Source organism: Bisbaumannia salifodinae, from assembly GCF_055388505.1.
The window spans coordinates 1,746,016-1,766,329 of sequence record NZ_AP043781.1 but is presented as its reverse complement, the minus strand read 5'-3'; the positions used below and the strand labels follow the sequence as shown (position 1 = coordinate 1,766,329).

At 68.6% G+C, this 20,314-nt stretch carries 20 protein-coding genes; 6 read left to right on the top strand and 14 right to left on the bottom strand.

Annotated elements, in window-relative coordinates:
- Positions 1-107 precede the first annotated feature (107 nt).
- The gene (locus ACZ5EF_RS07985; RefSeq protein WP_346060635.1) at positions 108-1,091 is read left to right on the top strand and encodes a LysR family transcriptional regulator; all 984 of its coding nucleotides are present in this window, start codon (positions 108-110) and stop codon (positions 1,089-1,091) included.
- Between the two features lie 175 nt (positions 1,092-1,266).
- A complete protein-coding gene (gene lipA, locus ACZ5EF_RS07980) occupies positions 1,267-2,319 on the top strand; it encodes a lipoyl synthase (protein WP_346060636.1) in 1,053 nt (350 codons plus the stop codon).
- A 191-nt stretch (positions 2,320-2,510) separates the two neighbouring features.
- Here lipA and lipB read toward each other — a convergent pair whose 3' ends face one another.
- The 11 genes from lipB to ACZ5EF_RS07925 all read right to left on the bottom strand — a co-directional run bounded on the left by lipB (position 2,511) and on the right by ACZ5EF_RS07925 (position 12,791).
- Positions 2,511-3,155 (bottom strand): lipoyl(octanoyl) transferase LipB, encoded by a 645-nt coding sequence (gene lipB, locus ACZ5EF_RS07975; RefSeq protein ID WP_346060637.1) that lies wholly within the window; start codon positions 3,153-3,155, stop codon positions 2,511-2,513.
- Complete coding sequence (locus tag ACZ5EF_RS07970) at positions 3,155-3,460, bottom strand: HP0495 family protein (RefSeq protein ID WP_346060638.1); 306 nt, start codon at positions 3,458-3,460, stop codon at positions 3,155-3,157. Before ACZ5EF_RS07970 ends, lipB begins: the two co-directional genes overlap by 1 nt.
- A 101-nt stretch (positions 3,461-3,561) precedes the next feature.
- Positions 3,562-4,764: a D-alanyl-D-alanine carboxypeptidase family protein gene (locus ACZ5EF_RS07965; RefSeq protein ID WP_346060639.1), complete on the bottom strand. Its 1,203-nt coding sequence runs from the start codon at positions 4,762-4,764 to the stop codon at positions 3,562-3,564.
- A 39-nt stretch (positions 4,765-4,803) separates the two neighbouring features.
- On the bottom strand, positions 4,804-5,796 hold the full coding sequence (locus tag ACZ5EF_RS07960) for a septal ring lytic transglycosylase RlpA family protein (protein WP_346060640.1): 993 nt from the start codon (positions 5,794-5,796) through the stop codon (positions 4,804-4,806).
- Positions 5,793-6,815: a lytic murein transglycosylase B gene (mltB, locus tag ACZ5EF_RS07955; RefSeq protein WP_346060641.1), complete on the bottom strand. Its 1,023-nt coding sequence runs from the start codon at positions 6,813-6,815 to the stop codon at positions 5,793-5,795. Before mltB ends, ACZ5EF_RS07960 begins: the two co-directional genes overlap by 4 nt.
- Positions 6,816-6,843: 28 nt before the next feature.
- Complete coding sequence (rodA, locus tag ACZ5EF_RS07950; protein WP_346060642.1) at positions 6,844-8,004, bottom strand: rod shape-determining protein RodA; 1,161 nt, start codon at positions 8,002-8,004, stop codon at positions 6,844-6,846.
- A gap of 1 nt (position 8,005) precedes the next feature.
- Entirely contained in the window at positions 8,006-9,907 is a 1,902-nt protein-coding gene (gene mrdA / locus ACZ5EF_RS07945; protein WP_346060643.1) for a penicillin-binding protein 2, read from the bottom strand.
- 27 nt (positions 9,908-9,934) lie between these two features.
- Entirely contained in the window at positions 9,935-10,369 is a 435-nt protein-coding gene (gene rlmH, locus ACZ5EF_RS07940) for a 23S rRNA (pseudouridine(1915)-N(3))-methyltransferase RlmH (protein ID WP_464123362.1), read from the bottom strand.
- A gap of 29 nt (positions 10,370-10,398) precedes the next feature.
- Positions 10,399-10,755, bottom strand: a complete 357-nt coding sequence (gene rsfS, locus ACZ5EF_RS07935; protein WP_346060645.1) for a ribosome silencing factor — start codon at positions 10,753-10,755, stop codon at positions 10,399-10,401.
- 37 nt (positions 10,756-10,792) lie between these two features.
- Complete coding sequence (gene nadD, locus ACZ5EF_RS07930; protein WP_346060678.1) at positions 10,793-11,449, bottom strand: nicotinate-nucleotide adenylyltransferase; 657 nt, start codon at positions 11,447-11,449, stop codon at positions 10,793-10,795.
- Positions 11,450-11,480: 31 nt separating this feature from the next.
- Positions 11,481-12,791, bottom strand: a complete 1,311-nt coding sequence (locus tag ACZ5EF_RS07925) for a glutamate-5-semialdehyde dehydrogenase (protein ID WP_346060646.1) — start codon at positions 12,789-12,791, stop codon at positions 11,481-11,483.
- A gap of 97 nt (positions 12,792-12,888) precedes the next feature.
- Between ACZ5EF_RS07925 and ACZ5EF_RS07920 the strand changes: the two genes are divergently transcribed.
- Genes ACZ5EF_RS07920 through ACZ5EF_RS07910 form a run of 3 tightly spaced genes read left to right on the top strand, consistent with a single transcriptional unit; the run spans position 12,889 to position 16,119 of the window.
- Entirely contained in the window at positions 12,889-13,767 is an 879-nt protein-coding gene (locus tag ACZ5EF_RS07920; RefSeq protein ID WP_346060647.1) for a hypothetical protein, read from the top strand.
- Positions 13,760-14,716 carry a GGDEF domain-containing protein gene (locus ACZ5EF_RS07915; protein WP_346060648.1) on the top strand — a complete coding sequence of 319 codons (957 nt, stop codon included), beginning with the start codon at positions 13,760-13,762 and terminating at the stop codon, positions 14,714-14,716. Before ACZ5EF_RS07920 ends, ACZ5EF_RS07915 begins: the two co-directional genes overlap by 8 nt.
- The gene (locus tag ACZ5EF_RS07910) at positions 14,713-16,119 is read left to right on the top strand and encodes a VTT domain-containing protein (protein WP_346060649.1); all 1,407 of its coding nucleotides are present in this window, start codon (positions 14,713-14,715) and stop codon (positions 16,117-16,119) included. Before ACZ5EF_RS07915 ends, ACZ5EF_RS07910 begins: the two co-directional genes overlap by 4 nt.
- Before the next feature lie 68 nt (positions 16,120-16,187).
- Here the strand turns inward: ACZ5EF_RS07910 and ACZ5EF_RS07905 are convergent, their stop codons facing one another.
- The 3 genes from ACZ5EF_RS07905 to mpl form a co-directional block, all read right to left on the bottom strand.
- Positions 16,188-16,811 carry a LysE family translocator gene (locus tag ACZ5EF_RS07905; RefSeq protein ID WP_346060650.1) on the bottom strand — a complete coding sequence of 208 codons (624 nt, stop codon included), beginning with the start codon at positions 16,809-16,811 and terminating at the stop codon, positions 16,188-16,190.
- 96 nt (positions 16,812-16,907) lie between these two features.
- The gene (locus ACZ5EF_RS07900; RefSeq protein ID WP_346060651.1) at positions 16,908-17,531 is read right to left on the bottom strand and encodes a flavin prenyltransferase UbiX; all 624 of its coding nucleotides are present in this window, start codon (positions 17,529-17,531) and stop codon (positions 16,908-16,910) included.
- Positions 17,524-18,891, bottom strand: coding sequence for a UDP-N-acetylmuramate:L-alanyl-gamma-D-glutamyl-meso-diaminopimelate ligase (mpl, locus tag ACZ5EF_RS07895; RefSeq protein WP_346060652.1), 1,368 nt, complete (start codon positions 18,889-18,891; stop codon positions 17,524-17,526). Before mpl ends, ACZ5EF_RS07900 begins: the two co-directional genes overlap by 8 nt.
- A 156-nt stretch (positions 18,892-19,047) precedes the next feature.
- Here mpl and ACZ5EF_RS07890 point away from each other — a divergent pair, with 156 nt between their 5' ends.
- Positions 19,048-20,307: a 6-phosphofructokinase gene (locus ACZ5EF_RS07890; protein WP_346060653.1), complete on the top strand. Its 1,260-nt coding sequence runs from the start codon at positions 19,048-19,050 to the stop codon at positions 20,305-20,307.
- Positions 20,308-20,314 lie beyond the last annotated feature (7 nt).

Sequence of the window (20,314 nt, the reverse complement as noted above, 5' to 3'; positions counted from 1 at the left end):
AGGGCTTCGGCCCAACCCTCTAACCTAGCCGGGCCAACACCAATAGAAAAGCCGTAATTTTTTTGCCAACCTATAAGTCAGGACTTATAGCTAGCGGAAGCCCAACCATGTCACGTCCCAGTCTGCTCAACCGCCTGACCTTTCGTCAGCTGCAGGTGTTCCAGGCGGTCTACCGCCAGCAGTCCTATTCCCGGGCGGCGGAGCAGCTCGGCTTGACGCAACCGGCGGTGAGCGCCCAGATTCGCCAGTTGGAGCAGGTCCTCGAGCAACCGCTGTTCAAGTATGCCGGCAAGACCCTGCATATCCTGCCCGCCGCCGATGCCCTCTCGGCCTCGGTGCAGGCGATCTTCGGCCAGGTCTCGAGCCTGCAGATGGAGCTCTCGGAGCTGGCCGGCACCATCCGCGGCGAGCTCAACCTGGCGGCAGTCTCCACCGCCCAGTACGTGGTGCCGCATATCCTGGCGCGCTTTCGTGCCCGCTATCCGGAAGTCCAGGTGCGGCTGCGGGTGTGCAACCGCGGCCAGGCCCTGGAGCGCCTGGCGGAGCGCCGCGACGACCTGGTGATCATGGGCATGGTGCCCAGCGACCCCAACCTGGCCTTTATGCCGATCCTCGATAACGAGCTGATTCCGGTGGTGTGGCCGGGCCACCCCCTGCTCGGGGCCAAGGCACCGACCCTGGACGATTTCGCCCACCACTACGTGCTGATGCGCGAGCCCGGCTCGGGGGCACGCACCGCCTTCGAGGAGTTCGCCGCCCGGGAGCGGGTCTCGCTCTCGCATACCATCGAGCTGGGCACCAACGAGGCGATCAAGCAGGGGGTCATGGCGCACCTGGGGGTGGCGGTGCTGCCGCGCCTGGCGGTACAGTTGGAGATCGCCTCGGGGCTGCTCGCCTCGCCGCGCCTGCCGGGCTTCCCGCTGCGCCGCTCCTGGTGCACGGTGCACCCCAAGGACAGGCCCCCCTCCCCGGTCACCGAGCTCTTCCTGCGCTTCGTGCGGGAGATCCTCCCGGAGCTCAATACCCACTTCCAGGCGCCGCTGACGCCGATGCCGGGCCATGGTGTCGCCTGCCTGCCGCTCGACTCCTGATCTGCCTTATGGCCGCCAGGCAGGGGGTTCGCCTGTGCCAGCCCGGCGCGGCTGTGGTAAATTACCGGCCTGCAATCCACGTAGTCGCCAGCACGCCCTGCTGACTGCCCGCCCCGGGCGACAAGCCGCGCACCGCCTGGCCCTGGCAGCCGCCTAGCGGAGGAGCCCACCCCCGATGAATGACACCCCCTCGAAACCGATCTCCAGTGGAGCGAAGTTCCGCACCGAGCAAGGCTTCACCGCCATCAAGGACGGCATCAAGCAACGCCGCCAGGAGGGCGAGGGGCCCGAGCTGGGGCGCAAGCCGAAATGGCTGCGCGCCCAGATCCCCGGCGGCGAGCGTTTCGAGGCCGTCAAGCGCAACGTCAGCGAGCACCGCCTGAGCACCGTCTGCGCCGAGTCCCATTGCCCCAATATGGGCGAGTGCTGGAGCAACGGCACCGCCACCATCATGCTGATGGGCTCGGTGTGCACCCGCGCCTGCCGCTTCTGCGCCGTGGATACCGGCAACCCCAAGGGCTGGCTGGACAGCGAGGAGCCGGCCAACACCGCCAAGTCCGTGGAGCTGATGGGGCTGCGCTACGTGGTACTGACCTCGGTGGATCGCGACGACCTGGAGGACGGCGGCGCGGCCCACTACGCGGCCTGCATCCGCGCCATCAAGGCCAACACCCCCGAGGTGGTGGTGGAAGCCCTGACCCCGGACTTCGACGGCGCGCATGCCGCCATCGAGGGCGTGGTGGAGTCGGGCCTCGAGGTCTTCGCCCAGAACGTCGAGACCGTGGAACGCCTCACCGAGCGGGTCCGCGATCCCCGCGCCGGCTACCGCAAGACCCTGGATGTGCTGGCTTATGCCAAGCGCCACAAGCCCGAGGTACTCACCAAGACCAGCCTGATGCTGGGCCTGGGCGAGACCGAGGAAGAGATCCTCGCCACCTTCGACGACCTGCGCGAGATCGGCGTGGATATCGTCACCCTGGGCCAGTACCTGCGCCCGACCCGCAACCACCTGCCGGTGGAGCGCTACGTCACCCCCGAGGAGTTCGAGCGCTACCGCCGGATCGGCCTGGACAAGGGGTTCATGGAGGTGGCCTCGGGCCCGCTGGTGCGTTCCAGCTACCGTGCCGACCGGGTGTTCGAGAAGAACAACTTGGGCCTGGCCGCCCCCGCCGAGGTACCCGGACAGCAGGCCGATCCCAATCGGATCGATGCGATCAACGTCGGCTGAAAGCTGCAAGCTGCAAGCTGCAAGCTGCAAGCTGCAAGCTGCAAGCTGCAAGCTGCAAGCTGCAAGCTGCAAGCTGCAAGCTGCAAGCTGCAAGCTGCAAGCTGCAAGCTGCAAGCTGCAAGGCAGGATGATCCCCCCTACGCTGCGGGCTACAAGGAGTTTCCTTGTAGCTTGCTCCTTGTGGCTTGTCGCTAGGCGCTCAGGGTTCTTCCCAGCTCCCGGGCCAGGCAGTGCGCCAGGCGCTCCCCTACCGCCTCCACGCCGGGGCAGTCGTCCACCAGGTCCAGCAGGCGGGTCATGGCCATGCCGGCATAGCCGCAGGGGTTGATGCGCTGGAAGGGCGAGAGGTCACCATCGACGTTGAGGGCCACCCCGTGGAAGCTGGCGCCGCGGCGGATCCTCAACCCCAGGGAGGCGATCTTGTCCTCGCCCACATAGACGCCGGGGGCATCGGGGCGTGCCCGAGCCTCGACGCCCTGCTCGGCGAGCAGGGCGATCACCGCCTGCTCCAGGGCCGTGACCAGGTCACGCACCCCTAGGCCGGCCCGGCGCACATCGATCAGCGGATAGAGCACCACCTGGCCGGGACCATGGTAGGTGACCTGGCCACCGCGATCGCTCTGCACCACGGGAATCTCCCCGGGCATCAGCAGGTGCTCGGGCTTGCCCGCCCGGCCCTGGGTAAAGACCGGATCATGCTCCACCAGCCAGAACTGGTCGGGGGTCTGGGCGTCACGGTGGTCGGTGAAGTCGCGCATCGCCTGCCATACCGGCTCATAGGGGCGTCGGCCGAGGCGATAAAATTCGATGGACGGCAGGGCCGGAGTGGACGCCATCACACCACCATATGCACGCGGCCGGTGGCCTTGAGGGCGGTAAAGAGGCGCTGCAGATGCGCTTCCCCTTCGGCGGTGATGGTCAGGCGCACCGACTGGAAGCGGCCGTTGCGGCTGTCCACCACCTGGACGCTGGTGCGGTCGAAGCCCGGGGCATGGGTCTCGACGATGGCCACCACGGTCTCGCGGAAATCGTCGGCGGCATCGCCGACGATCTTCAGCGGGTAGTCGCAGGGGAATTCGACCTTGGGGCGCGCCGCGGCGCCGGGGGCCTGGCGCAGGTCACGCAGGGAGTTGTCGCTCATGGGAATACTCGACGCAAGTCATGTACGAGTATTCTACTCAACCTATCCCCTGCCACCAAGGGAGTCGGCAGGGCCCGAGTCGTCTCGGGCCCCGTCAGGAGTTAATTAAAGAAGCCGCTGATAAACTGGCGAATGGTATCCAGCAGGCGCTTGAAGAGCCCGCCCTGCTCCACCGGTTCCAGGGCCACCAGGGGGCGCTCGGCCACCACCTCCTCGCCCAGCACCACCTGCAGGGTGCCCAGGGTCTCGCCGGCGGCCACCGGCGCATTGATGGCATCGGGCAGGCTCAGGCGTGCATTGAGTCCGTCGTTACGCGACCGGGGCACGGTGGCCCACAGCGCCTCAGCGACGCCCAGGCGCAGCTCGTCCACCTCGCCGCCCCAGATACGCGGGGTGGCGATGGTCTCCCCCTCGTCGTAGACCTCGAGGGTCTCGTAATAGCGGAAGCCGTAGCTGAGCAGCTTCTGGGTCTCCTGGGCCCGGGCCTCCTCGGAGTCGGTGCCCATCACCACCGAGATCAGCCGCATGCCATCGCGCTCGGCGGAGGCCACCAGGCAGTAGCCGGCCTCGTTGGTATGGCCGGTCTTGAGGCCATCCACGGAGCTATCGCGCCACAGCAGGCGGTTGCGGTTGGGCTGGCGAATATCGTTATAGGTGAAGTAGCGCTCGGCGTAGATGGCATAGTGCTCGGGGTAATCGTCGATGATATGCCGCGACAGGGTCGCCATGTCCCGGGCCGAGGAGTAGTGATCGGCGTCCGGCAGGCCGGTGGGGTTGACGAAGTTGGTGTCGTGCATGCCCAGGCGGGTGGCATGCTGGTTCATCAGGTCGGCGAAGGGACGCTCGCCGCCGGCCAGATGCTCGGCCACCGCCACGCTGGCATCGTTGCCGGACTGGATGATGATGCCGTAGAGCAGGTCGTGGATGGAGACCTGGGTATCGACCTCGACGAACATCTTGGAGCCCCCGGTACGCCAGGCGTGCTCGCTGATGGTCACCATGTCTTCCATGGCGATATTGCCACGATCCAGCTCCCGCTCCACCAGGTAGGCGGTCATCAGCTTGGTGAGGCTGGCCGGCGGCAGGCGTTCGTCGGCATTGTGTTCCGCCAGCACCTCGCCGCTATTGGCATCCATCAGGATCCAGGAACTGGCGGCCAGCTGGGGCGGCGCCGGTATCATCGTCTGAGGGGCAGGGGCGGGAGCGGGCTGCTGCGCCTGGGCCGCCAGGCTCAGGGCGGCGACACAGAGCAACAGGGTGCCGAGCAGGCGCCGCAGCGGCGAACGGAAGGACAGCTGGCTCATAACGCGGTATCTCATCGAAGGATGCATGGGGGAAAATCGTTACTCTTGGCGAATCAACAGGGTCTGGGCGAAGCCGGCCCGGCGCAGGGCATCACGCAGGGGATCGAGGCGTCCGGCATCCGCCACCGGCCCCACCTGGACCCGATGGATCCCGGCCCGACTCTCCACCCGCACCGGGTGCCCCAGCTCGGCCTCCAGGCGCGACTTGAGCTCCTCGGCATTGCCCGCCGAGCCGAGCGCGGCCACCTGCAGAAACAGGGGATCGTCGGCGGCCTCGGCCTGGCCTCCGGAGGGGGCTTCGCTTGCCATGGCACGCTCGACGGGCGCGGCCACCTGGTCCCGCTCGGTCGGGCCGCGTTCGGTCGAGCCGCGTTCGGTCGGGCCGCGTTCGGCCGGGCCGCTCTCGCTTGGCGCCGCCCGAGGCGCGGTGGTACGACCATTCTCGGCCAGCCAGGTTTCGGGGTCGATGGCCTCCACCGTGACCCGGCCGGTGCCGGCATCGAGGATCCCCAGGCGCGCCGCGGCGGCATAGGAGAGATCGATCTCGCGATCCTCATGGAAGGGCCCACGATCATTGACCCGCACGATCACCGAGCGACCATTGTCCTGGCTGGTGACCCGGGCATAGGTGGGCAGCGGCAGCGAGCGGTGGGCGGCACTCATCTTGTACATGTCGTAGATTTCGCCATTGGAAGTGGCGTAACCGTGGAACTTCTCGCCATACCAGGAAGCGATGCCGGCGCCTCGATAGCCCCGCGCATCATCCAGCACCCGGTAGCTCTGCCCCCAGACCTGATAGGGCGAACGGTTGCCGCCCCGGGAACGCGGCTCGATACGCGGCACCGCATCCGGCACATTGGAAACATCGGGGGGCAGCTCCGGGTAGGCGTCGCTGGCCCGTGCATAGCGGCCGGTGGCGGTTTCGGTGGCGTCCCCCGTCTCGGCGCGAGGCGCGGGCGCGCTGCCGCCGCCACTGGCACAGCCGGCCAGCAGCATCACCACGGCCATCAGGCCCAGGAAGGGTGTCTTCATGCCTCCTCCTCCCGGGCCGCGGCGATGGCCTCGGCCAGCTCGGTGACCGCCATGGCATAGAGATGACTATGGTTGTAGCGGGTAATCACGTAGAAGTTATGCTGACCCAGGCGGTAGCGATAGTGCGTATCGCCGGCGTCATCCAGGGTGTCCAGGGCCAGGGGAATCACCCGGGCGTCATCGTCGAGGGCACCATCCAGCGGCTCGATCCCCTCGGCTGCCAGGCTGGCCAGGCCGGCATAGGGAGGCCGGGTCTGATTGAAGTCGATGCCGTCGGGGAGCGAGTCCGGCCCCCGGGCTTCGCTATAGATCGTTCCGCCCGGGCGCCAGCGGTGCTCGGCGAAGTAGTTGCCGACGCTGCCGATGGCATCCACCGGATTGAACCAGAGATCACGCAGCCCATCGCCGTCGAAATCCACCGCATAGGCGCGATAGCTGGTGGGAATAAACTGGGGGTAGCCCATGGCGCCAGCATAGGAGCCCTGCATCTCGCCGGGCTCGACGCCCTGCTCGAAGGTGATCTCCAGGAAGGCGGCCAGCTCGCCGCGGAAGAAGTCGCCCCGCCGCGGATGATGGAAGGCCAGGGTCGCCAGGGAGTCGAGCACCCGATGGCGCCCCTTGAACTGCCCGAAGCGAGTCTCGACCCCGATGATGGCGGCGATGATCTCCGGGGGCACGCCGAACGCCGCCTCGGCACGCTCGAAGGCATCGGCATGGGCGGCGATAAAGTCGACCCCCTCGGCCACCCGCTCCGGCTGCATGAAGATGGCGCGGTACTCGTCCCAGCGCAGGCGACGCTCGGCGGCGCCGGCCATGGCATCCAGCACGCCCTGCTGGAAGACCGCTCCCCGCAGTTGCTCGCTTGACCAGGCGGCGGGAATCTCCCGGGCCGCCAGCTCCTCTACCAGGGCCGCCACGCCCTGATGGGCCGCCGGATCGAAGTCGGCGGCCTGGGCCGGCAACATCATTCCCAATCCCAGGCTCAGCAGCCAGGCCGAGCCGGCTCTCACTCGCGTCATCGTCTCTCCTCTCCCTGGTATGCCATCGCTATCTTGGCAGCAGCCGCCGGTGGGCCTGAATGGCCATGAGAATACCGAAACCGGCCATCAAGGTCACGCTGGAGGTGCCGCCATAGCTGACCAGCGGCAGCGGCACCCCGACCACCGGCAGGATCCCGCTGACCATGCCCACATTGACGAAGAGGTAGATGAAGAAGGTCAGCACGATACTCCCGGCCAGCAATCGCCCGAAGCTGTCCTGGGCGGTGTTGGCCAGCCACAGGCCGCGCCCGATGATCAATAGGTAGAGCGCCAGCACCGCCAGCATGCCCACCAGGCCGAACTCCTCGCCCAGCACGGCGACGATGAAGTCGGTATGGCGCTCGGGCAGGAACTCCAGCTGCGACTGGGTGCCCTGCAGCCAGCCCTTGCCGGTGAGACCACCGCTGCCGATGGCGGTGGTCGACTGGATGATGTTCCAGCCCGCCCCCAGGGGGTCGCTCTCGGGGTTGAGGAAGGTCAACACGCGCTGACGCTGGTAGTTGTGCATGTTCATCCACAGCAGCGGCAGGGCCGCCGCGACCAGGGCCCCCATGGCCAGGATAAAGCGCCAGGAGAGTCCCGCCAGCAGGATCACGAAGACCCCGGAGCAGGCCACCAACAGGGAGGTACCCAGGTCCGGCTGGCGGGCGATCAACAGCACCGGCAGCCCCAGCAACACGCCACACACCAGCAGGTCCTGCCAGCGCGGCGGCAGCGGGCGCCGGCACAGGTAGGCGGCCACCATCATCGGCATGGCCAGCTTCATCAGCTCCGACGGCTGGAAGCGCATCACCCCGGGAATCTCCAGCCAGCGCTGGGCCCCCATGCCCACGTCGCCCATGATCTCCACGGCGAGCAGCATCAGGACCCCGCCCCCATAGACCAGGGGCGCCCAGCGCATCAGGCTGGCCGGTGACAGGCGGGCCAAGACCAGCATCACCACCAGGGCAACGGCGAAGCGGGTCGCCTGGGCCTGGACCACCGGCAGGCGCTGCCCGCTGGCGCTGTAGAGCACCAGCAGCCCCCCGCCCATCAGCACCAGCAGCAGCGCCAGCAGCCAGGGGTCCAGGCGCAGCCGTGTCCATAGCGACTTGCGCCGCGAGATACCGCTTTGCGGGGGGCGCACCGGGCGGGCGCGCCAGGGGGCTAGCTGTTCCAATCGAGTCATCTCAGTTTCCCGCCACCGTGCCGTCGTCGCTTTCGATGCGCTCGCGCAACTCGTCCACCTCCGGCGCCTCCTCCTCGAGCAACCAGGCGTCGGTCATGGCCCGGGCCAGGTGTGCCGCATGGGTACTGCCGCCGCCGGCATTCTCGACGATCACCGACACCGCGATGCGGGGATCCTCCAGGGGGGCGAAGGCCATGAAGAGGGCATGATCGCGCAGGCGCTCGGCCAGCTCCTCGGCGTTGTAACGCTGATCCTGACCCAGGGAGAAGACCTGGGCGGTGCCCGACTTGCCCCCCATGCGGTACTCCAGGCCGACGCCGGTGCGGCGCGCCGTGCCCTCGTGGCCGGTCAACACCTGTTCCATGCCGGCGAAGACCCGATCCCACCACTGGTCGTTATCCAGGCGTATCGATTCATGATCGGGCGCCATGACCACCGGCTCGTCCCCCACCGCCCGGGCCAGGTGCGGCGTAACCCACTCGCCGCGGTTGGCCAGCACGGCGGTGGCGGTGGCCAACTGCAGGGGTGTGACCATCCAGTAGCCCTGGCCGATGCCCACCGAGAGGGTCTCGCCGGGATACCAGGGTTGGTTGAAGCGCCCCCGCTTCCATTCCCGGGAGGGCATCAGGGCGGCGCTCTCGCCGAACACATCGTGCCCTACCCGCTGGCCGAAGCCAAAGCGACTCATATGGGCATGCAGGCGATCGATACCCAGGTCATGGGCCAGGGTGTAGTAGTAGGTGTTATTGGAAACGGCGAGGGAGCGTTCCAGGTCGACCCGCCCATGGCCCCAGCGCAGCCAGTTGCGGTAGCGCCGCGTATCGTTGGGCAGCTGGTAGTAACCGGGATCACGCACCACGGTATCCGGGGTAATCTCCCCCTCCGCCAGCCCGGCCAGGGCCAGGAAGGGCTTGATGGTGGACCCCGGCGGGTACTGGCCGCGAATGGCACGGTTGAACAGCGGCAGGTCGATATCGTTCTGCAGGGCCCGATAGGAGGCGGCGTCGATGCCGGTGACGAACTGATTGCTGTCGAAGCCCGGGGTGGAGACCATGGCGAGGATCTCGCCGCTGGCGGGCTCGATGGCAACGATGGAGCCACGGCGGCCGTCGAGCAGCTCATAGGCCAGGGTCTGCAGCTCCTTGTCCAGGGTCAGGGTGAGGTTCTGTCCCGGCACCGGGTCGCTGCGTCCCAGCTCCCGCAACACGCGCCCGCGGGCGTTGGTCTCCACCTGACGCAGCCCCGCCTGGCCATGCAGCAGGTTCTCGTACTGGCGCTCCACCCCGGTCTTGCCGATGAAGTGGGTGCCGGCGTAGTTGCCGGCATCCAGGGTCTCCAGCTCTTCGGCATTGATGCGCCCCACATAGCCCAGGGCGTGGGCCATGATCTCGGCATCCGGGTAGTAGCGCAGCAGCTGCGCCTCCACCTCGACACCGGGCAGGCGATGGCGGTTGACCGCCAGGCGGGCGATCTGCGCCTCGTCCAGGTCACTCATCAGCAGCGCCGGCTGGAAGGGGCGCTGGCGCTGCCGGGAGCGCTCGCGGAAGGCCTCCACCTCATCCTCCGGCAGCTCGAGCAGTTCCACCAGCAGCGTCAGGGTGGCGTCCAGGTCCTCGACTCGCTCCCGCACCAGGGTCAGGTTATAGGTGGGGCGGTTCTCGGCCAGCAGCACGCCGTTGCGGTCATAGATCAGCCCCCGGGTCGGGGGCAGCGGCTCGACCCGCACCCGGTTCTTCTCCGAGCGGGTGATATAGACCTCGTGCTGCACCACCTGCAGGTAGGCCAGGCGGCCCATCAGGGTGGCGGTCAGGGCCACCACCAAGAACGCCGCCAGCAGCGAGCGCCAGCGGAAGATGCGCACTTCCTGTTCGGGGTTCTTCAGCGCCTGGCGGGAGTTACGCATGGATGTGGCTCGGCGACATGAACTCGCTCAACGGTGATAAGGGTGGCCGACCAGCAGGGTCCAGGCCCGATAGAGTTGCTCGGCGAGCAGGAGTCGCACCAGGGGGTGCGGCAGGGTCAGCGGCGACAGCGACCAGCGCTGATGGGCGCTCGCGGAGAGCCCCGGCTCCAGGCCATCGGGGCCGCCCACCAGCAGGGCCACGTCACGCCCTTCCAGGCGCCAGTCCTCGGCCTCCCGAGCCAGCTGCTCGGTGCTCCAGGGCTTGCCGCCCACCTCCAGGGCCACCAGATGCTCGTTGCCCTTGAGGCGTTCGCGGATGCGTTCCGCCTCCTGGGCGATGGCCCGCGCCGGATCGCTGTTCTTGCCCCGGGTGCCCGGGGCGATCTCGACAATCTCCAGGGCGAAGTCGCGGGGCAGACGCTTGCGATACTCGGCCACCCCGGCCTCCACCCAGGCGGGCATGCGATTGCCCACCGCCACTACCTTGATCTTCACACCGCGCCCCCGCGGCGCTCCCCGTCGGTCGGCAGGTCGGCCCAGAGCCGCTCCAGGTCGTAGAGGCTGCGGGTCTCCGGCAGCATCACATGCACCACCAGGTCGCCCAGATCCACCAGCACCCAGTCGTCTCCGGCGCGACCCTCGGTGCCCAGGGGCTGAACCCCGGCGGCCTTGGCCTTCTCCACCACGTTATTGGCCAGCGCCGCCACATGGCGGCTGGAGGTGCCGCTGGCCACCAGCATCAGGTCGGTGACGCTGGTCAGATTGGAGACATCCAGCAGGGTGATGTCCTGGGCCTTGAGCTCTTCCAGGGCATCCACCACCAGGGTCTTGAGGGAATCGATATGCATAGCGCCTCGTATCATGGCAGGAGTCGAAAATGCCATTCTATCGCGTCTCGCCGCCGGGAGCAGCGTCGTCGCCACGATAGAGGCCGCGGGAGTCGATATGGGCGCGTACCGCCTCAGGCAGCAAGTAATGTACCGAGCGCCCCTCGGCCAGGCGACGACGAATGCCGGTGGCGGAGATCGCCAAGCGGGTCGGCAGCGACAGGCGCAGCAAGCGCCCGCGAGGCTCCGCCAGCAGGGCCTCGACGGAGGCCACCTCGCGACCGGCCAGCAGAGACTGGAGGCGGGACGGCAAGGGCGCGCCATGGTCGGGACGCTCGATCACCACCACATGGGCCTGGGCGAAGAGCCCCTCGGGGTCCCGCCACTCGGCCAAGCGCAGGAAGGCGTCATGGCCCACCGCCATGATCAGCCGGGCCTGCGCGCCGAGCTCGGCGCGCAGGCTGGCCAGGGTATCCACCGAATAGGAGGGGCCGTCGCGGCGCAGCTCGCGATCGTCGGCCAGCAGCCCCGGCGTCTCGCCGATCCCCAGGCACAGCATGGCCAGGCGCTCGCGGCTTGAGACCCCGGGAGCGGCGCGGTGGGGGGGCAGATGGGCCGGGATCATATGCACGCGATCCAGGCCCAGCACCTCGCGCAGCTCCACGGCACTGCGCAGGTGCCCAAGGTGTACCGGGTCGAAGGTGCCGCCGAGCATGGCCACCGCCGGGGCGCTGGCCGGAATGCCATCAACCACGGGTATGGCCGTCCCCCAGCACCACGTACTTGCGGGTCGTCAGTCCCTCCAGCCCCACCGGGCCACGGGCATGCAGCTTGTCGGTGGAGATGCCGATCTCCGCGCCCAGGCCATACTCGAAGCCATCGGCGAAGCGGGTGGAGGCATTGACCATCACCGAACTGGAGTCCACCTCGGCGAGGAAGCGCCGCGCCAGGCCGTAATTCTCGGTGACGATGGCGTCGGTGTGGTGGGAACCGTAGCGGTCGATATGCGCCATGGCGGCGTCGACGCCGTCCACCACGCGGATCGCCAGGACCGGCGCCAGGTACTCGGCGGCCCAATCGGCTTCCTCGGCCACTCCCAGTTCGGCGACGATGGCGCGGCTGCGCTCGCAGCCGCGCAGCTCCACGCCATGCTCGGCATAGGCGGCCACCAGCCTGGGCAGCAGGGCCTCGGCGATGGGCGCATCCAGCAGCAGGGTCTCCATGGTGTTGCAGGTGCCGTAGCGCTGGGTCTTGGCATTGACGGCGATGGCCAGGGCCTTGTCGAGGTCGGCGCTGGTATCCACATAGACATGGCAGACGCCATCCAGGTGCTTGATCACCGGCACCCGCGCCTCGGCGGAGATGCGCGCGATCAGCGACTTGCCACCGCGGGGAATGATCACGTCGACGAACTCCGGCATGGCGATCAGGCGGCCCACGGCGGCACGGTCGGTGGTGGCCACCACCTGCACCGCGGCGGCCGGCAGCCCCGCCTCGGCGAGGCCGTCACGGATGCAGGCGGCGATGGCGGCATTGCTGTCGCGGGCCTCGGAGCCGCCGCGCAGGATGCAGGCATTGCCCGACTTGAGGCACAGGCTGGCCGCTTCCACCGTGACGTTGGGCCGCGATTCGTAGATGATACCGATCACCCCCAGGGGGACCCGCATCTGCCCCACCTGGATGCCGCTGGGGCGGGCGCGCAGGCCATCGATCTCGCCCACCGGGTCGGGCAGGGTCGCGACCTGCTCCAGGCCCTCGATCATGGCGTCCAGGCGGGCCTCATTCAGGGCCAGACGATCGAGCAGGGCCGTATCCAGGCCATTCTCGCGCCCCCGGGCCAGGTCGCGGGCATTGGCCTCGAGCAGGCCGGCCCGGGCCGCCTCGAGATGACGGGCGATGGCCCGCAGGGCGGCATTCTTGCGTCCGGTGGGCTCGCTGCGCATCCGGGTGGCGGCCTGGCGGGCGGCCTGACCGAGTTCGGTCATGTAGGCGTCGACATCGGTGATCCCGGCGTCGATCGCAGGTTCTTCGTTGACCTGGGGGACGTGACGTGACATGCCGTAGGGTATCTCCTCAACAGGGGACAAAATAACGACCGCCCGCGGGCCGGCGGCGTTTCGATAATCAGCAAGCAGGGAACCAATATAAGTCACCATGGATAGCAAGTACAAAGCCCGGTTGTTCCGCACCGCCCTGGTCGGGGGGGCGCTGCTGCTGGCCTGGCAGGCGAGCCTGGCCAGCGACACCCCCGCGGTGATCCTGCTCGGCCTCGGCGCGCTGTGGCTACTGGCCACCAGCCTGTTCCAGGAGCAGAGCCTGCGCTGGCCGCCGCTGTTGCCCTGGCAACTGGTCCCCGGCAGCCTGCTGGCGGCCCTGCTGTGGGTCGATCCCGGCCGCCATGGTGCCTGGCTATGGCTGTGGGCCATCCTGGTGATGCTGCCCCAGCCGGCCTGGTTGCTGCCCGTACAGGGCGGGCTGGCGGGGATCAGTTGGTGGCGTATCCAGCAGGACCTGATCCCCGAGCAGGGCGTGCTGGTGGGCCTGCTGCTGGGGGCCGTGGTGCTGCTGGGCCTGGGGCGCGCCCTCTATCTGCGTCCCTTGTGGCAGGGCGTCAGTCGACGACAGCGCCTGCTGCCCGGCACCCGGCTCTGGACCCGGGAACAGCTGGTACACGATCTCTACCGGGAGCGATTGCGCTGCGAGCGCAAGGATTACCACGCCGAACTGCTATTGCTGCGGACCAAGGCCCGCCACTGCTGGCCCCTGGTACGCTGGCTGGTCGCCCACCTGGAACCGGACGAAAATGTCTATCGACTCGATCGTTGTACCCTGGCCACCCTGTTGATCAGCCGCAATGCCGACAACGGCAGCCAGCGTCGCAACCTCCTGCTGGAGACGCCCCCCTGGCCGCTCAAGGCTCGCGCTATCGACCTCGGCAGTCGTCATGCCCTGAGTCTGGAGCAACGCGCCCTGGCACGCCAAGCCGAGGATCTGGTGATCCTCCCCCGACCGAGGGCCGTCGATCATGCCTAGCCTCCTGCCCGAGGAAGAGAAGCTCTGGCCCTCGCGGCTCTTCGCCCTGGTCTATGCGGCCGGCGCGGTCATGATGGCCGGCTATGCCCTGTGGCACTACCTGATGGGGGACTACGGCCTGATCCCCCTGCCGACCCTGCTCACCCTGCTGCTGGTGGGCGCCACCCTGCTGCGCCTGAGCCACCATCCCCAGCGTTATCTCTCGGCCTATCTGGTGCTGATCAGCGCCTACCTGCTGATCGCCGTGGAGGTCGCCAAGCTGGAGGGCGGTGCCGGCCTGTGGCTTGGCCTGCCGCCGGTCCTGGCCTTCCTGGTGCTGCCACCGGCCTCGGCGATCCTGCTCAATGTCCTGCTGGGGGGCCTGTGGCTGGTGCTACTGGTCAACCCGGAGCAGGCCGGCGACCTGGCCATGGCCTATCTGGTATTGACCCTGCTGGGCGCCCTGGCCGGCGGCGAACAGGCCCGCCAGCGCGAGCTGCTGGATGCCACGCGCCCCCATGACGATAGCTGCGATGCACTGCGCGCCAGCGCCATTCGCGAGTGCCTGGCCCAGGAGTTCTTCCGTGCCCGGCGGCTCGAGCATCGCCTCAGCGTCCTGGTCATCCACCTGCCGCAGCTGGATAACCCCGGGGACGCCTTCGGCGGCCTGCCTCGCCGGCAGTGCTTGCAACGCTTCGCCGAGGTCACGCAACATAGCTGCCGCGCCCCGGACCAGTTGGGCCGCCTGAGCGACTCCCTGTTCTGGCTGCTGCTGCCGGATACCGGCGAGAATGGTGCCTTGATGGTACGTCAGCGCCTGCTGGATGCCCTGGAGCGAATCACCCTGCCCGGGGGCGAAGGCCTCTCCCTGCGGGTGGCCCTGTGTGCGCCCCACGACGACGAGAGCCCGGCCACCTTCGAGCAACGACTGATGCTCAAGGCGAACCTGTTGAGGGAGTCGACCACGTGAATCTTGCCGACTGGCTCTACCAGCTCACCCCCTCCCCCGGCCTGCTGCTGCTGATCATCGGCACCATCGCCCTGCTGGAGAGCCTGGCCCTGGTGGGCCTGGTCATCCCCGGGGTGGTGCTGATCAGCGCCGCCGCCTCCCTGGCCGGCCATATGGGGCTGTCGGTCCCCTGGATCCTGTCGGCCGCCTTTATCGGGGCGGTGATCGGCGACGGCTTGAGCTTCGCCCTCGGCTATACCCAGCGCGAGCGGGTTCCCCACCTCTGGCCCTTCAGCCGCCATCCGGAGTGGCTGGCCCGGGGGGCCCGTTTCTTTCGCCGCCACGGCGCCCTGTCGGTGCTCTTCGCCCGCTTCGTGGGACCGGTGCGGCCCATCGTGCCGATGATCGCCGGCATCCTGCATATGTCGCCCTGGACCTTCACCTGGGCCAATCTGGTCTCGGCGCTGCTCTGGGCCCCCGCCTATGTGCTACCCGGCTACCTGCTGGGGCGCACCTGGCAGCAACTGCTGGCGATTCCCCCCGGGGTCCAGCAGTGGCTGCTGTGGCTGGCCATCATCGTGGTGGGAGCGGCACTCATCTTCAGTTGGCTGCGTCATCAACTGGCCCGGGAGGGGCGCCTCTATCGTGGCCTGGCCCGACTGGCTCGGGGCGGTATCGGACGCCGTCGACTCTGGCAGCTGCTGCGTGCCCCGCGCCCCCGGGGCGAAGTGCCCCTGGCGTCCCTCAGCCTGCTGATGATCGGCCTGGTCGCGCTCTGCCTGTGGAGCCTCTGGGTGCTGGAGGCCCACGGCCCCCTGCCCATGGACAGCGAGATCCATGCCCTCTTCGCCACCCTGGACTGGGACTGGCTCGAGACCGCGGGTCAACTGCTGGCCCGGGTCGGCGACGCCTATGGGATCCTGGCCCTGACCCTGCCCTGGCTGCTCTGGCTGCTCTGGGCCCGCCACCTCTCCGCCTTCCTGCATCTCGGCCTGGGGCTGGGCGGCATCGCCGTGGCCAACACCCTCTTCAAGCACCTGGCAGGCCGCGCCCGCCCCGATACCCCGGACTACCTGACCGGCTCCCTGGCCTATCCCAGCGCCCATACCTCCACCGCCGTGGTGCTGTTCGGCCTGGCCGCCGCCTTCGCCGCCCAGGAACTGCCCCCCCGGCACCGTGCCTGGCTCTACTGGCTGGCGATCCTGGCCTGCGTGCCCATGGCCCTGTCGCGACTGGCCATCGGCGTACACTGGGCCAGCGACCTGGTGGGCGGCGCCCTGCTGGGGCTGGTGGCCTGCGCCCTGGTGCGCCTGAGCTACCAGCGCTTCTCCCACCGCCCCCTGAGCCCGGCCCCCTGGCCGGCGCTGGTGATCCTCAGCCTGCTATTGCTGATGGGCAGGCTGACCTGGCTGCCGCCGGCCTGAGCCATAGGGTGTCGGCAAAGGTCGGCGAGCTCAGCCTTTCCCGATACCCCTGGCCCCAAGAGACGAGCTTAGCCCAGCGCCAGCCAGGCGCCGACGCCGATCATCAGCACTCCCGCCAGGCGATTGAGCAGGCGGACCTTGCCGCGCTCGCCCAACAGGCGCCGGGCGCCGCGTCCGCCGCTGGCATAGAGCAGCAGGCAGGTGAATTCGATGGCCAGGATCATCGCCACCAGCACCGCCAACTGCGAGCCCAGGGGACGTCCGGCATCCAGGAAGGGGGGCAGGAGGGCGACGAAGAAGGCCCAGCCCTTGGGGTTGGCCACGGCGGTGACCAGCCCCTGGGCGAAGAGTTGACGGCGTGAGGCCCGCGGAGCCGACACTTCACCGGAGGGAATCGCCATCCGCCCCCGGGAGCGCCATAGCTGCACTCCCAGATAGGCCAGATAGGCACCGCCCAGCCACTTGAACAGCGCGAAGGCCTCGGGATAGCGCAGCATCAGGGTCGCCACCCCGGCGCCGGCGGCCACCGCCACCAGCCCCACCCCCAACAGCTCGCCGGCCATCATCCACAGGGTGCGCCTGACCCCCTGGGTCATGCCCAGCACCATGGCCAGGGTCATGCACAGCCCCGGAGTCAACGAGACCAGGAAAAACGTGGGTACGAACACCGACAGCTGGGCCGGACCGATCATCGCAATAACCTCCCTGTTATCCATAAGGAACAAGCCACAAGGGGCAAGCTACAAGGACCCCCTTGTAGCCCGCGCTGGGCGCATACTGCCTTGTGCCTATTCCCCCCAACGGGGCATCAACCGGTGCTCGATGCCCAACTGATTGAGGATCCGCGCCACGATAAAGTCGATCAGGTCCTCCACCGTCTTCGGCTGGTGATAGAAGCCCGGCGCCGCCGGCAGGATCACCGCCCCCAGGCGGGTCAGGTTGAGCATATGCTCGAGATGGATCGCCGAGAGCGGCGCCTCCCGGGGCACCAGGATCAGTTGGCGACGCTCCTTGAGGGCCACATCGGCGGCGCGCTCGATCAGGTTATTGCTGGCCCCCGTGGCCACCGCCGAGAGGGTGCCGGTGGAGCAGGGGCAGATCACCATGGCCGACGGCGCCCCGGAACCGGAGGCCACCGGCGCCATCCAGTCCTCCCGAGCGAAGCAGCGGATCTGCCCGGGCCGAGCGCCACAGCGCTCGGTCAGCGCCTCGGCCAGGCGTTCGGGCTGGGCCGGCAGCCTGACCTCGGTCTCGGTGCTGATCACCAGGTGAGCGGCCTTGGAGATCATCACCCAGACCTCCCGATGGGCCGCCACCAGCGCCTCGACCAGGCGCAGGCCATACTGGGCACCGGAGGCGCCGGTCAGGGCCACGGTGACCGGGGGGCCGAAGGCGGATTCATGCTCAGCCATGGGCCATCTCCAGGGCGGCCAGCAGCTTGTCGTGGATGCCGCCGAAGCCGCCGTTGGACATCACCACGATGCGATCGCCGGGACGCGCCTCGGCCACCAGGGCCGCCACCAGGGCCTCGATCTCCGCCTCGATCCGTGCCGGCACCGGGCTGGCGGCCACCACCTCCTCCAGCGACCAGTCGAGCCCCGCCGGCTGGTACCACCAGACCGCATCGGCCTCGGCCACGCTGTCACCGAGGCGGGTCCTGAGGCTGCCCAGGCGCATGGTATTGGAGCGTGGTTCGATCACCGCCAGCAGGCGCCCGGCGTCGCCGGCGGCCCTGAGCCCGCCCAGGGTGGCGGCGATGGCGGTGGGATGGTGGGCGAAATCGTCGATCACCCGGATGCCCCCCACCTCGCCGCGCAGCTCCTGGCGCCGTCGCGGCGTTTCGAAACGCGACAGGGCCGCCGCGCCTCGAGCCAGGTCCAGGCCGCACTCATGGGCGGCGGCCAGGGCCGCCAGGGCGTTGCGGGCGTTGTACTCGCCGCTCAGCGACCACTCCACCACGGCGTCCGCCTCGCCATGAATCACCCGGAAACGGCTGGCATCCGGGTGCTCCAGCACCAGGCGCCAGTCGCTGCTCTCCTCGGCGCCGAAGCGCACCACCGGGCTCCAGCGCCCCATCTCCAGCACCCGCTCCAGGGCCGGGGCGTTATCGGCCACCAGCAGGCGCCCCTTGCCGGGCACGGTACGCACCAGATGGTGGAACTGGCGCTCGATGGCCGCCAGGTCGGGGAAGATATCCGCGTGGTCATACTCCAGGTTGCCCAGCACGGCGATCTCGGGGCGGTAGTGGACGAACTTGGAGCGCTTGTCGAAGAAGGCGGTGTCGTACTCGTCGGCCTCCACCACGAAGGGCGCCCCGGGGCCGCCGAGGCGCGCCGAGACGCCGAAGTTGCGCGGCACCCCGCCGATCAGAAAGCCCGGCGCCAGCCCGGCGCTCTCCAGCAGCCAGGCGGTCAGGCTCGCCGTGGTGGTCTTGCCGTGGGTGCCCGCCACAGCGATCACCCGCCGCCCGGGCAGGACATGCTCGGCCAGCCACTGGGGGCCGGAGACATAGGGCAGGCCGGCATTCAGCACCGCCTCCACCTCCGGGTTGCCCCGGGACAGGGCGTTGCCGATCACCACCAGGTCCGGCGCCGGGGAGAGGTGCTCCGCCCCATAGCCCTCCCGCAGGGCGATGCCCGCCGCCGCGAGCTGGGTGCTCATGGGCGGGTAGACATTGGCGTCGGAGCCGCTGACGTCATGCCCCAGCTCCCGCGCCAGCAGGGCCAGACTGCCCATGAAGGTGCCACAGATTCCGATGATATGCAGATGCATCCCGAGCCTCCTTGACGATGGCGGGAGACTAGCATGGGCCCGAAATCGCCACCAGCAAGGCGAGGCGGCGGGTGCAGCCAACGCCACTTTCGACTAAGATAGGCCACCGACTTTACCCCCTAATGACGATCAGCCCTCAGGAGCGAAGCTGCCCCCATGGCCACGCACAACGCCTTCTATGCCCAGTCCGGTGGCGTCACCGCCGTTATCAACGCCAGCGCCTGTGGCGTGATCGAGGCCTGCCGCCGCCACGACGACCGCATCGGCAAGGTCTACGCCGGACACAACGGTATTATCGGCGCCCTCACCGAGGACCTGATCGACGTGTCCCAGGAGTCCGACGAGGCCATCGCGGCGCTGCGCCATACCCCCGGCGGCGCCTTCGGCTCCTGCCGCTACAAGCTCAAGGATATCGAGACCCACCGCGCCCAGTACGAGCGTCTGATCGAGGTCTTCAAGGCCCACGATATCCGCTACTTCTTCTACAACGGCGGCGGCGACAGCGCCGATACCTGCCTCAAGGTCTCCCAGCTCTCCGAGAAACTCGGTTACCCGCTGACCGCCATCCACGTGCCCAAGACCGTGGACAACGACCTGCCGATCACCGACAACTCCCCCGGCTTCGGCAGCGTGGCCAAGTATATCGCCACCTCCACCCGGGAAGCGGCCCTGGATATCGCCTCCATGTGCGCCACCTCCACCAAGGTATTCGTCCTCGAGGTGATGGGTCGTCACGCCGGCTGGATCGCCGCCGCCGGCGCCCTGGCCGGCAACGGCGAGGGCGAGCCGCCCCACCTGGTGATCTTCCCCGAGGTGGCCTTCGACCGGGAAGCCGTCATGGCCCGGGTCGACGAGGCGGTGCACAAGTACGGCTACTGCGTGATCGTGGTCTCCGAGGGCGCCCATTATGGCGACGGCACCTTCCTCGCCGACTCCGGCAACACCGACGCCTTCGGCCACCGCCAACTGGGCGGCGTGGCGCCGACCCTGGCCGGCATGGTCAAGCAGGACCTGGGCTACAAGTACCACTGGGCCGTGGCCGACTACCTGCAGCGCGCCGCCCGCCATCTGGCCTCCAAGACCGACGTGGAACAGGCCTATGCGGTGGGCAAGCACGCCGTGGAACTGGCCCTGGCCGGCAAGAACGCCATGATGCCCGCCATCAAGCGCGTCTCCGATGCCCCCTATGAGTGGGCCATCGAGGCCGCCCCCCTGGCGGAGGTCGCCAACCGCGAGAAGTTCATGCCCAAGGAGTTTATCCGCGAGGATGGCTTCGGCATCACCGAGGCGTGCCGTCGCTACCTGTCGCCGCTGATCCAGGGCGAAGACTTCCCGCCCTTCGAGAACGGCCTGCCCAAGGTGGCCAAGCTCAAGTTGGCCAAGGTCGAGCGCCGCCTGCCCGACTTTACCCTCTGATTGACCC